The organism is Shewanella sp. ECSMB14102, from assembly GCF_000813075.1.
GTDB classification, from domain to species: Bacteria; Pseudomonadota; Gammaproteobacteria; order Enterobacterales; family Shewanellaceae; genus Shewanella; species Shewanella indica.
The window spans coordinates 13,960-26,709 of the sequence record NZ_JWGX01000026.1 but is presented as its reverse complement, the minus strand read 5'-3'; the positions used below and the strand labels follow the sequence as shown (position 1 = coordinate 26,709).

12 protein-coding genes are annotated in these 12,750 nt (G+C 51.7%); 5 read left to right on the top strand and 7 right to left on the bottom strand.

Translation table 11 applies throughout. The features are described 5' to 3' along the window. Window positions 1–38 precede the first annotated feature (38 nt). The 3 genes from RC73_RS09685 to RC73_RS09675 all read left to right on the top strand — a co-directional run bounded on the left by RC73_RS09685 (window position 39) and on the right by RC73_RS09675 (window position 1,839). Window positions 39–434 carry a hypothetical protein gene (locus RC73_RS09685; protein WP_039034448.1) on the top strand — a complete coding sequence of 132 codons (396 nt, stop codon included), beginning with the start codon at window positions 39–41 and terminating at the stop codon, window positions 432–434. Window positions 435–607: 173 nt separating this feature from the next. Next, window positions 608–880 (top strand): HU family DNA-binding protein, encoded by a 273-nt coding sequence (locus RC73_RS09680; RefSeq protein WP_039034447.1) that lies wholly within the window; start codon window positions 608–610, stop codon window positions 878–880. A 266-nt stretch (window positions 881–1,146) separates the two neighbouring features. Next, complete coding sequence (locus RC73_RS09675; protein ID WP_039034446.1) at window positions 1,147–1,839, top strand: TorF family putative porin; 693 nt, start codon at window positions 1,147–1,149, stop codon at window positions 1,837–1,839. Between the two features lie 41 nt (window positions 1,840–1,880). On the opposite strand, the gene rimK is transcribed toward RC73_RS09675, so the two are convergent. From rimK to RC73_RS09655, 4 genes are all read right to left on the bottom strand, one after another. Continuing rightward, on the bottom strand, window positions 1,881–2,786 hold the full coding sequence (gene rimK, locus RC73_RS09670; protein ID WP_039034445.1) for a 30S ribosomal protein S6--L-glutamate ligase: 906 nt from the start codon (window positions 2,784–2,786) through the stop codon (window positions 1,881–1,883). A gap of 84 nt (window positions 2,787–2,870) precedes the next feature. Next, window positions 2,871–4,598, bottom strand: a complete 1,728-nt coding sequence (locus tag RC73_RS09665) for a putative bifunctional diguanylate cyclase/phosphodiesterase (protein ID WP_039034502.1) — start codon at window positions 4,596–4,598, stop codon at window positions 2,871–2,873. A gap of 12 nt (window positions 4,599–4,610) precedes the next feature. Further along, the gene (locus tag RC73_RS09660) at window positions 4,611–5,042 is read right to left on the bottom strand and encodes a response regulator (RefSeq protein WP_039034444.1); all 432 of its coding nucleotides are present in this window, start codon (window positions 5,040–5,042) and stop codon (window positions 4,611–4,613) included. Continuing rightward, on the bottom strand, window positions 5,039–7,171 hold the full coding sequence (locus tag RC73_RS09655; protein ID WP_039034501.1) for a CHASE domain-containing protein: 2,133 nt from the start codon (window positions 7,169–7,171) through the stop codon (window positions 5,039–5,041). The genes RC73_RS09660 and RC73_RS09655 overlap by 4 nt, the downstream gene beginning before the upstream one ends. 304 nt (window positions 7,172–7,475) lie before the next feature. On the opposite strand from RC73_RS09655, the gene RC73_RS09650 reads away from it, so the two are divergent. Further along, window positions 7,476–7,658, top strand: a complete 183-nt coding sequence (locus tag RC73_RS09650) for a PA3496 family putative envelope integrity protein (protein ID WP_039034443.1) — start codon at window positions 7,476–7,478, stop codon at window positions 7,656–7,658. A gap of 35 nt (window positions 7,659–7,693) precedes the next feature. Here the strand turns inward: RC73_RS09650 and RC73_RS09645 are convergent, their stop codons facing one another. Beyond that, a complete protein-coding gene (locus RC73_RS09645; RefSeq protein WP_039034442.1) occupies window positions 7,694–8,659 on the bottom strand; it encodes a PDC sensor domain-containing protein in 966 nt (321 codons plus the stop codon). Between the two features lie 222 nt (window positions 8,660–8,881). Here RC73_RS09645 and RC73_RS09640 point away from each other — a divergent pair, with 222 nt between their 5' ends. Beyond that, a complete protein-coding gene (locus RC73_RS09640) occupies window positions 8,882–10,234 on the top strand; it encodes a flavohemoglobin expression-modulating QEGLA motif protein (RefSeq protein ID WP_039034441.1) in 1,353 nt (450 codons plus the stop codon). 56 nt (window positions 10,235–10,290) lie between these two features. Here the strand turns inward: RC73_RS09640 and RC73_RS09635 are convergent, their stop codons facing one another. Then, window positions 10,291–11,658 (bottom strand): alanine/glycine:cation symporter family protein, encoded by a 1,368-nt coding sequence (locus RC73_RS09635; protein ID WP_039034440.1) that lies wholly within the window; start codon window positions 11,656–11,658, stop codon window positions 10,291–10,293. Between the two features lie 114 nt (window positions 11,659–11,772). Continuing rightward, window positions 11,773–12,735, bottom strand: a complete 963-nt coding sequence (locus tag RC73_RS09630; protein WP_039034439.1) for a LysR family transcriptional regulator — start codon at window positions 12,733–12,735, stop codon at window positions 11,773–11,775. Window positions 12,736–12,750: the final 15 nt, after the last annotated feature.

Sequence of the window (12,750 nt, the reverse complement as noted above, 5' to 3'; positions counted from 1 at the left end):
TTCCATAGACTTAGGCCCATTTCTCACAGGAGTCATTTATGTCCATTTCAAGACCAATACCATTGGTACTGCTTTGCATCCTCTATCTGGTACTGGCCGGGGTAGCACTGTGGCGCACCATCAGCACAGGTGCAGTAGATCTGTTTACCTTGGGAGTCATCCCAGTATTGGTAGGCATAATGTTACGTACAAGTTGGTCGCTGTGGGCACTGCGTATCTATCTCTTTATCCAGACTCTGGGACTACTGGCATTGGCCGCTACTGCATTGATGGCACTGCAGATAACGCCTGAAGATGTCAAACTTGAGCTGGCTGGACGCAATATCCCCTTGCTGCCGCTGGCGGCTGTGTTGTTGGCCTTGCTGGCATTCCAGTATTGGGTAGCTTTTTCCACCAACACAAAACGCTTCTTGCAACAGGAAAAATCTGACTAGATCGCACTGAATTTAAGGAAATCAGCGACCGGCTCACAATTTTGTATAATTTTGGTTAAAAAATAGCGAATAAAGCCCAAGAAGCCCGCTGAAAGGCCTTTTCAAGCCAAAAACCTTATGGCATGTTAGATGGGCAATAATAATTCAATCGACGGAAAGAAGAGACGCTCCAGATGAACAAAACTGAACTAATCGCAAAAATGGCAGAACATGCAAACCTGTCCAAGGCAGAAGCTGCCCGCGCCCTCAAGTCGTTCGAAGTAGCAGTGACTGATGCCATGAAAGAAGGATCTAAAATCTCCATCGTAGGCTTTGGTTCTTTCGAAACCTCAACCCGCGCGGCCCGCACAGGTCGTAATCCGCAAACCGGCAAAGAGATCCAGATCCCTGCAGCCACTATTCCCAAGTTTAAAGCCGGTAAGGCACTGCGTGACAGCGTCAACTAAACTGCTTTTCACGGATGAAAGCGCCTCATATTGAGGCGTTTTTTTATTGTCTGTAGTTCCCAACATTCCACTGCACAAAAAAAGGGCAAAACGCCCTAACTAAAGGCAACAATCTGTTAACTGAGTTTCAGAATAAAAGCTAACTTTCTGTATTTCATATTCATTTAAACTTGGCACAAGATTCGCTCATCCCACAAAGACAATAACGAGTGTCTGCGCCGGTCAAGCTTGCCCGGTTCCGGAACCCAACCATCGAGGGGATGAGAATGAAACACACCAAGTTTTCAATGTCAGTTATTGCAGGTCTGTTGTTGCTGGCCGGCGAAGTCCAGGCGACTGTATCAGGGAATATCGGCGTCGCCTCCAACTATCTGTGGCGCGGGGTTACCCAAACAAATGACTCTGTCGCCGTTCAAGGCGGTATAGACTACAGCCACGACTCTGGCTTTTACCTGGGCACCTGGGCCTCTAATGTCGACTTTGGTGATGACACCAGTTACGAGCTCGATTTTTACGGCGGTTACTCCGGCAGCATAGGCGAAGACTTTGGCTATGACATCGGCTATCTCTACTATGGTTATCCTGATGCCAAGGGTGATATCGACTTTGGCGAACTGGCGTTGACCCTCAGTTGGAAGTGGTTTGAGCTGGGTTATGCCAAGGTGGTCAATGCCGGTGATGATGTAGCCAAAGCGCCGCTGGATAACAAGGATTTGAGCTATATCCACGCGGGTTTCAGCTATCCCATCACGGAAACCGTGACGCTGACGGCACACTATGGTTATTCAGACGGCGATGTGGTGCAGAGCTGGTTCCAGGTTTCCGACTACGCCGACTACCATTTGGCCATCAGCAAGGACACAGGCATAGGCTCTGTCTCCTTTATGGTAGCCGATACGGATCTGCCGGACGACGATGCCAAGATAGTGCTCAGCTATGTCTATGAGTTCGAATTCTAAGGAAGGTGCGAACTCCTATATGGGGAAAGCCCGAGGCGCAATCAGGCGATGACAGTTCGATTGTGTTTACGGGCAGCAACCATTTTTTCGATATGCTCCACTATCGGCTCTGCCACCTTGATGCCTGTAGTCAGTTCTATGCCTTCAATACCCGGAGCCGAATTGACTTCAAGCACCAAAGCGCCGCGCTCAGAGCGAAGAATATCCACCCCGGCCACAGCCAGCCCCATCGCCTTGACTGCATCTATGGCGCTCTTGCGCTCCTGGGGGGTAATCTTGATTTTCTCGGCGCTGCCACCCAAATGCAGATTGGAGCGAAAATCTCCTTCCGGCCCCTGGCGTTTCATGGCCGCAACCACCTTGTCGCCCACCACGAAGCAGCGGATATCACTGCCGTTGGCTTCTTTGATATATTCCTGTACCAGAATGTTGGCCTTAAGCCCCAGAAAGGCTTCAATAACGCTCTCGGCGGCCTTCTTGGTTTCGGCCAGCACCACGCCTATTCCTTGGGTGCCTTCCAAAAGTTTAATCACCAGCGGCGCACCACCCACCATGGCGATAAGATCCGGAATATCGTCCGGCTTGCTGGCAAAGCCGGTGACCGGCATACCTACCCCTTTGCGAGAGAGCAACTGCAGTGCCCGCAGCTTATCCCTTGAGCGGGCAATGGAGATAGAATCATTGGCGGCGTACACCCCCATCATCTCGAACTGGCGCACCAGGGCACAGCCATAAAAAGTCACACTGGCATGGATCCTCGGGATAATGGCATCAAAACCGCTGAGTTCTTCACCTTCAAGATGAATACTGGGTTGCACCGAGTTGATGTTCATATAACAGTTGAGTGGATTGATCACCAAGGCCTGATGACCGCGTCCCTCACAGGCTTCCACCAGCCTGCGGGTAGAATAAAGCTCGGGAAATTGAGAGAGGATACCGATTTTCATGTTTGGAAGACCCGGTAAAGAGAGTTATGGCCCAGCAAAAAGAGCAGGCATCTTTGACCATACTTTGCCAATAGGCAAGCAAAATCAAACATTCCCCTCGGCCAGCAAAGGTAAAATATGCTGCACTTCAAAATCCGTGGGCCGAATCGGCCGACAGTAAAGATATCCCTGCAGCAGATTGCAGCCTCGTTCACGACAAAACTGCGCCTGCGCCTCTGTCTCTATACCCTCAGCCACAGACACCACGTTAAAACCGTTGGCAAAATTAATCAAGGCAGACAACAGACGTTTACCACGTTCATCCTGCTCGACCGAAGCCACAAAACTCTTGTCGATTTTAAGTACATTGATAGGAAAATATTTGATGTGCTCGAGAGATGAAAAGCCGGTGCCAAAGTCATCCAAAGACAACACTACCCCCAAGGCAGCAATCCGCTCCAACACCTTGGCCAGCTCCAGCGGTTCTTCAATCAGGGCATTTTCGGTGAGTTCCAGCTCCAGTTGCGACGCCGGCAACCCGGTTTGCTGCAATACCCTGACTATGGTCTGATACAGGGTTTCGCGAATAATCTGCGACGGTGACAGGTTTACCGCCACTGATAACCGCTTGCCTACAGGAGCCAACATCGTCAGCCACTCAACGGTTTGCGCGCATGCCTGTACCAACACCCACTCACCTATCTCATCCACCAGGCCTATCTCTTCTGCTATAGGCAGAAAACTGTCAGGCGACAGCAGACCATCCTCAGGATGTTGCCAGCGCAGCAGCGCCTCCACTCCCAAAAGCTCGCCGGAAATTGCATCGAATTTCCCCTGATAAAAGACCCTGAATTCATCCCGCTCCAGCGCAGTTCTCAGCCCCATTTCGATACGGTTACGAAACCTCACCTCCCTGGCCAACTCTTCAGAATAAAACTGGATCTGATTGCGGCCAATTTTTTTGGCGCGATACATGGCTATATCGGCACACTTGAGCAGCTCAGAACTATCACAGACAGAATCACTGTACACTGCAATGCCAATGCTGGCGCCGATCAGCACCTCATGCTCTCCAAGCGGGAAAGGCTCTTCAAAGGCCTGCTGTAGCCTATTGGCCACCGCCATCGGAAAGTAACGATTCTCGGACTCTGTCACCAACACCACAAATTCATCGCCGCCTAGACGGGCAATCAGATCTCCTTCCCTGAGCGCCGCGCTTAGACGGTTGGCCACTTCCACCAATAGGATATCCCCCACCTGGTGCCCTAAGGTGTCGTTGATACCTTTGAAATCATCCAGATCCAAGAGGATCACCGCCAGCATGTCCTGATGGCGCTTGACCTGACTCAAGGTACGATTGAGGCAGAGTTCAAAACCGTAGCGATTGACCAGCTTGGTCAGGGAATCATGTTCAGCCAGCTCTTTGAGCTTCTCGTGGCTTTGGCGCAGTGCCAACGCCATCGAGGCCCGCTGTTTGGCATTGCGGATTGCACGGGTCAAGCGGCTGGTATTCACTTCATCCTTGAGCAGAAAATCCTGCGCCCCAAGTTCGATACAGCGCTGTGCCAGCTTATCGTCTTCATAACGGGAAATCATCACTACCGCGGTCTGCTCTCCGGCAGATTCATTGAGACGGCTCAATACTTCCAGACCATTAGCATCGGGCAACATATAGTCGAGCAGTATGCCATCGAAATGTTGTTGGCAGGCGAACTCCAAGCCACTCTGGGCACAGTTGGCCTCCATCACCTTGAACGCCAGTGACGATTGTTCCAGGGCGCGGATGATAGCGGCTCTGTCTATCTCATCATCATCGATCAACAGCAGATTCATGCTTTCCATCCCTCAGGCTTCCGGCAATTCGACAATACGCCAATAACTTTCCAGCATATTGAAAATATTATAAAAACCATCACTTATTTCATGCTTGACCATATAACCTGCCACATGATGCTTATAAGCCTCGACCTTGTCTTCATCGGCACTTGAAGTAGTCAGCACAAAAACCACAGAGAGAGACAGCACAGGGTCGTTGCGGATATGGCCGAGAAACTCCAAGCCATTCATCCTTGGCATATTGAGATCCAACAAGATCAGATAGGGGTGGTGCACCCGGCCATCATTCAGCATCTCCAAGGCCTCCAAACCATCTTTGGCTCTGACCAAGGGATTCAGTAGCCTAAGCTGCCGCATTGCTCGTTGTACCGCCATGTAATCGACATCATCGTCGTCAACCAACAGAATAGTGACTTCCTTATATCCGGCAGTTTGGCTCATGACTCCTCCTTGAAGTGGACCGGCCAAGTGAAATAAAAGCTGCAACCGCGCCCTTCCGATTTCACCCAGATCTTGCCGCCCATGTTTTCCACCGACTTTTTCACCAAAGAGAGCCCCAGACCACTGCCTTCAACTTCACCTCTTGGTTTAAGTGTTTGGAATATGGCGAAAATTTTATGATGAAACTTGACCGCTATCCCAGGGCCGTCATCCATAACACAAAAACAATAGTAGTCTCCCTGACGCTCGCTGCTGACGCTGAGTACCCCCTCTTCTTTATCGTGATGTTTGATGGCGTTGCTGAACAGGTTTCTAAATACCAACTCCAGCGGCACCCTGGCCGTGGTCAGCACAGGCATTTCAGACAAGATAACCAGCTTGAACCCAGTTGGCGGAGCCACCAGGCTGAAGGTATCCTGCAGCAACTGTTTGCTGTCCACCTCTGTCAACTCGGTATCCACCCTGCCTATGCGCGAGAAGGTCAACAAGCCATCCAGAAGCCGAACCATTCGCTGGACCCGGCTCTTGATCAGTCGCAAATACTTTTGTACCTGTTCGCTGCTGTTGTCACTGAGATCTTCTGCTAGCCACTCGGATAACTGCTCTATGCCCCGCAGCGGCGATTTGAGGTCGTGAGAAGCTATGTAGGCAAAACTGTCCAGCTCACGGTTTATTTTCTCCAGCGCTTCCGTGTGGCGGGCTTTTTCCGCTTCAATCCGTTTGCGATCCGAGACATCATTGATAGTGGCCAGAATCGACTGGCCATTAGTAAAATGAATTGGGGTCAACCCCACTTCAACCGCCACCAGAGAGCCATCTTTGGCGCGGCCAAACAGGTCATCACGCTGGGACATATTCTTGGCAATCGGCTGCTGCAGGTAGCCCCCCATGTGTTGATTGTGCGACTTATGCAGGCTCTCCGGCAGCAGTATATTCACGCTGCGGCCCAGCAGCTCATCCCGGGCATAACCGAACAGTTGCTCAGTATGGGCATTCACCAGAGTGATGAGTCCATGACCGTCGACCATGATCAGCGCCGACGGCGAGGCCTCGATAACCAAGCGGAAGCGCTTTTCATTGGCCAGGATCTCATTGGCCAGCAAGCCTTCCTGATACCTGGCCCTGGCGTTACTGAGCAGAAAATAGAGCAACACCATGATAAATAGCACGCCTATGCCCAACATCAGCTTGCTTTGCAGCTTCTCGGTTTCGGTGACAAAACTCTTGTCGGCACCGATTTGCAGCAACCATTGATGACCGCCGACCTTGAGTGGCAGTACTTGGTTATAGGTTTTGGTAACCTGGCCTTCCTCCTCAGTGCTGTACAGCAGCGAAGTGTCAGAGGGGGTGTCGCCATCGAAGATCTCTAGATTCAGACTGGGAAACTTGTCGGCCAAAATGCCTTGCATCAGGTTGTTCATTCGAAAGGCAGCATAAACCACACCTTTAGCGGCCTTGGGGCCGACAGAGGTGTCATCATAAAGTGCTAAGTACATCAAGAAGCCGGCCTGAATATCCTGCTGAGTTTCCTGTACCAGGGTAATTTTGCCGGATATTGCCGCCTCCCCGGTGTTGATGGCTCTGTCTATCGCTTCTCGGCGAGTCGGTTCGGAATACATGTCATAACCAAATGCCCGCCTGTTACGCCAATCGAAGGGTTCCAGATAGATAATGGCCTGGTAGGCATCACGCTTACCGACTGGGTACACCCGGTATTCTTCAAAACCTTCAGCGCGGATAGCTGCCTCATGAGCAGTCAACTGCTCCGGGGGTACAATAACGCTATAGCCTATTCCCTGGATCCCGGGATAAAAACTCTCCATCTTGGCGTTGGTCACATATTCGTGCCACTCCTCACGGGTCACACCATCGGATGCCATAAACAGGCCCACGCCACCCCGCAGTACCTGCTCATAGGTCAACAGACGATCTCTTATGGCATCTTTGACCAACATGGCCTGATACTCAAAGCGCTCACGTCCACGCTGCTCCGCATATTGATTAAACAGATACCAACCCAGGCAAGTAAAAAGGAGTGCAACCAGGATAATCACCCAAACCGAGGCCGGAGTGGAAAAGCCGAAGCGTTTTACAGAGGTGGATGATGCGGTGAGACGATCGTCCGGGATCATAAACAGCCGAGTCCTTAGCCAATTAAGCGAATGCCATGGGGTTAATTCTGGTCGGGTTCATGAAAAAAACAAGTCAAAAACAGCACAAAATCCCCAAGATTTAGGTTCTTGGAAAATATCGTCAAAATGTTGTCTCGATCTCACATTCAACAGAAGCTCAATGCTAGATTTCAGTTTAACCAAAACTAATATTGACTAGAGGGACGGACAGAATCATTTGCTTTGTTAGACAAAAATTTTTGCTTTTCAGCCAATGCTTTTTTGGCTAGAAAATCCTTGGATAAACCATGAGGAATTCGTGATGGCCCATATTGTTGAACTCGTGCCCAACGATGCTGAAATTGAAGCGATGACCACCCCAAAAAACCGCCAGGCCGAGAAGGCGCTGCAACACAAACGCCAGATAAAACGCCGTTTGGAGGATTATCTGGAACGCCTGGAACTCAGACGAGCCATGGGGCTCGATGATGACGATATGTTTTAGCCTTCAGAAATAGGAGGATGTCAGCAACATCCTCCTTATCCTTGCCGCCCCCGCAAAGACTGGGTTTGGCTAAGCAGGGCTTCGGCCTTGGCACCCAACCAGACGTATAGCCCCAAGGCCACCAACAAGCCAACCACCGCCAACATCATCAAAATCGCTCCCTGAATATACTCCACCTGTCCGAGTGATGCCTTGAACATGGTCAGCAAGGCCTCGATGGAGATGGCGATCAATATGGTGGAAACAAAGCGGGTAATGGTGCGCCGGGTGGAACTGTGGCGGAAGATGTCTTTGTGCATCAACACTTCTTCTTCCAGTATGGTCTTACCGAGATCGAATATCGCCAACGCCAGGGTGATATAGATGATGATCCCAAACGGCTTGAGCGAATCATGAGCCAACTGCGGCCCCTGCGCCAATAAATGCCAGATATCCCTGGCCGAAATCAACACCAATACCCCGACTATGATGAATAGCCCTGTCACCAGAGTGAGATAAACCGCCTTGAACAGCGGCGTCACCTTGCGTCTTAAACTGTCGCCCATCATAAACTCAATCAGCCGGGTCAGGTTGATATCTACCACCACAAAGCCACGACTGGCATCCAAACGACTCACGCCCAGGGACGCCGATAAACATAACTGCCCGGACGCATTGGAAAGATAAGGCGAAGTTATCTGTACCCCACTCTTATCACTGGTATTGAGAAAATAGGGGCGCTGGCTGCGATCCGGATGTTCCCCCACCGCCAGCAGTTTGATCTTTTGCTGGATAAGGGCCAGGTTCGGACTCACCTGCTGGCCATTTTCATCCAGCAAATACATCAATTCCACAAAGGGATAACAGGCCGACACTTCAGAAAACACCTTAATGGCCCGCCCTGTGTCATCAAAGAGCTGAGCATCGGCCATTCCGGTCAAAATCGACTGCAATAGTTCATCGATTAGCGGCTGATACTCATGAAAACGTTCAATCACACTCAAGTAACTCATATTTGCCATAAGGGCTCCTGAAAGTTCGCCTATACAACCTCAAATAAGCAGCTTGAGTGCCAATATTACAAAATGATGAATATCAATTAATTAGCTTAAATTATGTACGCCGACTATGCTCAATAACCAAGCAACTGCACCAAGATCTGGCAAGGATAAATTCTGTTGCCAGACAGCGCGTTATCCAAGATGATAGCCGCCAATAACCTGTGTCTTCCGAGGAGACCATTGATGCCAGACACAAGTACCTATAAAGAGGATCTGCGGCGCCTCTCGGACGAGCTTATCCGGTTGCAGAAACCGATAAAAATCCTCGATGCCATCAAGTGGCCGAGGGAGGTGGAAGCCCGATTTCTCGAGAATAACGGTAAACAATTACCCGCGATAGACGCCGAGTTTTACCAGCGTCTGCCACTGCCTTTTGACCCGGATAAGACTCGTCAAGAGTTAACCGAACTGCGTTTGCAGACCCGCAAGCGTCTGGGAAGATACGACAAGCTTGGCAAGATATTGGTGGCTAATATCGAGCAGTATCTTCAGGTTATCGACATGCTGCAACATAGAGGTAAGGCCGACTTCGGTGAGTTCAGCCGTCGCCTCTACGGCAGCGCCAACCATAAGCTCCACGGCGACAGACACAACCTCAGACAGCTCGGCGATCGTTTGAGTTACATCTTCTCGCTGCCGGCAGCGCTGCGCAGCAATCGCCATCACCCCAAAGAAATCGCCGCGCCGGAGGCGGTGAATATACTCGGTCGCCGCCTGAAAGATTATTTCCACAGCGACGATATTCGGGTACGCCTCAGTGACGGCATAGTCTCGGATGCCGCCGTGGGTGGCGATACTGTCAAACTCAACAGCAAGGCACTATTCAGCCAATCGGATCTCGATGTTTATGAGGTACATGAGGGCTGGGTACATGTGGGCACAACCCTCAATGGCCGGGCTCAACCCTGGGCCACCTGGCTCAGTGTCGGCTCCCCCAGGGTAGCCGCAGCCCAGGAAGGGTTGGCGGTATTGATGGAAACCATCACCCTGAGCTCCAACCCAGGGCGGGCCAGGCGTATCAGCGACAGGATCACTGCGGTCGATATGGCCGAGCAAGGTGCCGACTTCATAGAAGTATTCAACTATTTCTGCGGCCAGAATCTCAGTAAACGAGACAGTTACCGGGTGACTCAGCGGGTATTTCGCGGTGGTATGGTGCAAGGTGGCAGTTATTTCACCAAGGATATCTCCTATGTGCGCGGCTATGTGGAAAACATTAACTTTATCCGCTCCGCCATCACCGCCGGGATCCCGGAGATCATCCCCATGTTGTTTGTCGGTAAGCTGGCCATTGAAGATATCCCTGTACTTTATCAGGCTCATAGAGAGGGGCTTATTGCCGCCCCCAAGTATCTACCGCCCATGTTTGATAACTTCAGTGGCCTCTATGCCTGGTTTGGTTTCGCCTCCGGGATGGCCGGGATAGACCTCAAAGGCGTTCAGCGGCACTTCAGTCATCTATTCAAGCAGTTACCCAATGCCGAACCCATGTTTGAACTGCAGGAAGACACTGAGTTTGACAGCAACGCCGACTGATAAAGAAACAGGGCAACTCGAGTTGCCCTGTTTTGGGTTCAGGACCAATTGGAACACTATTTTTGCAACTCGGCCTGACGCTGCTTGATGAAATATTCCCGAGTCAGCGCGAAAACCACAGGACTGAGTAGCGCCAGGGCTATCAGGTTGGGGATAGCCATCATGGCATTGAGGGTATCGGCCACCAGCCAGATAAAGTCCAAAGACGCAACAGCCCCTACCGGCACCATCAGAGTCCAGACCAAGCGAAACGGCACTATGGCGCGAATGCCGAACAGATACTGAACGCACTTTTCACTGTAAAAACTCCAGCCGAGAATAGTGGTAAAGGCGAAAATTGCCAAAGCCACCGCCACTATGTAATGCCCTATGGGCAAGGCATGGCTGAAAGCATAGGAGGTCAAGGCTGCGCCGGTTTCCCCCGAGGTCCAGGCGCCGGAAACGATAATCGCCAAACCTGTGATGGAGCAGACCACTATGGTATCAATAAAGGTACCCAGCATGGCTACCAGACCTTGAGCCACTGGGTTATTGGTCTGGGCTGCCGCATGGGCAATAGGTGCACTGCCAAGACCGGCTTCATTGGAAAATACCCCTCGGGCGACCCCGAAACGTATAGCAGCCCAAACTGCCGCCCCGGCGAAGCCACCCTGGGCCGCCACTGGGCTAAAGGCGCTCTCGAATACCAACTCCAGTGCCGCCGGGATCTGATCGAAATAGACCACAATCACAGCCAAGCCTGCTGTGATATAAAACACAGTCATCAAGGGCACCAACTTACCGGCCACATCGGCAATCCGTTTGATACCGCCCATCAGGACTGCACCCACCAGGATCATCATGACCAGGCCAGTTGCCCAGGCTGGAACACCAAAGTTGCTGTCCAAGGCGTCAGCCACCGAATTGGCCTGTACTGTATTGCCGATACCAAAACCGGCAAAGCCACCAAATAAAGCAAATAGCGTTCCCAACCAGGCCCATTTCTGGCCGAGGCCATTCTTGATGTAGTACATGGGGCCACCTATGTGGTTGCCGCTGTCATCGACCTCGCGATACTTGACCGCCAACACGGCTTCTGAAAACTTGGTAGCCATCCCCACCAGCGCGGTGCACCACATCCAAAACAATGCCCCCGGGCCGCCAAGAAAAATTGCCGTCGCCACTCCGGCGATATTCCCTGTTCCTATGGTGGCCGACAGTGACGTCATCAGCGCATTGAAGGGGCTGATCTCCCCTTTCATATTGGTGTCTTTATCCGGGATCCGCCCGGACCAGAGTAAACGGAAGCCTCTCCCCAGCTTGAGAAGTTGCATAAAGCGCAAACCTATGGACAGAAACAGTCCTACCCCCAGGATCATCACCAGCATGGGCACACCCCAAACCAGGCTGTTAAGCTGGCTAACCCACTCCATTATCGTTTCCATTCCAACCTCGTGTAGTTATTGTTATCGCTGCAGTTTCCACCTGTTATGGCAAAACAGCATAAGGAATACCCAGGTTACAACGAAATATTAACAATTGGAAACCCGAGGTCAAACTCAGTCGGCGCTCAACCCCAGGTTGGCCGGCAGCTGGGCTATATCACCGGCCACCCATTCAGCCTCTATACACTGCTGCAGATGCTCAGCCATAAAGTACACCAATTGCCGCGCCGCATAAGGCATGCGCCTGTCTTTACGACTCACCAGATACCAGTTGCTCTCCAACGGGAAGCCCTTCACGTTCAGAATAGCCGGGCGCTCACGCCCTTCCTCCAGGGTATGGGCCGAAATAACAGATAACCCCAGCCCAGAAGCGACCCCCAGACGAATGGCCTCATTACTCTCGATCTGCATACAGTCGCCCAGTTCCATCCCCTGACCGCTGAGCCAGGACTCAAACATTAACCGAGTAGCCGAACCAGGCTCACGGATGAGAAAGCGCTCGCGACTGAGCTGCTCAAACTTGAGTTCACTCTGCCCGGCGGCCCAATGGTCTCTAGGGGCAATCAACTGCAGAGGGTTACGGATGATCCGCGCCGATTGCACAGTATCGCCCCTGGGGGGATGGCTGAAGAGATAAAGATCATCTTCCAGATGCTCAAAGCGATTCAGTACATGGGCACGGTTGCCTATGTTCAGTGTGACTCGGACGCCGGGGAAATGGCGATAGAAGGCGCCGAGGATCCGCGGCACCACATACTTAGCCGTGGTCACCAGGCCGATATTGATGTGGCCGCTCTGCCCTTCCCGCACCTTGGCCAGCATACCGTTGAAGTCTTCCAAACGAGTCATCACATCCACGGCGGCACGATACAGCTCCTGGCCCACCTGGGTCGGCCGCAGTCCTCCCGGGCCGGTTTCCAGTAATGGCTCCCCCACCAGCTCGGCCAGTTTTTTCAATTGCAGCGATACGGTCGGCTGAGTCAGATAAAGGTGTCTGGCAGCGGCTGAAATATTCTGCCGCCGGACCACTTCGATATACACCTGCAACAAGCGCAGGCTGAGATGACGAAGATCCATAGATAATTATCTATA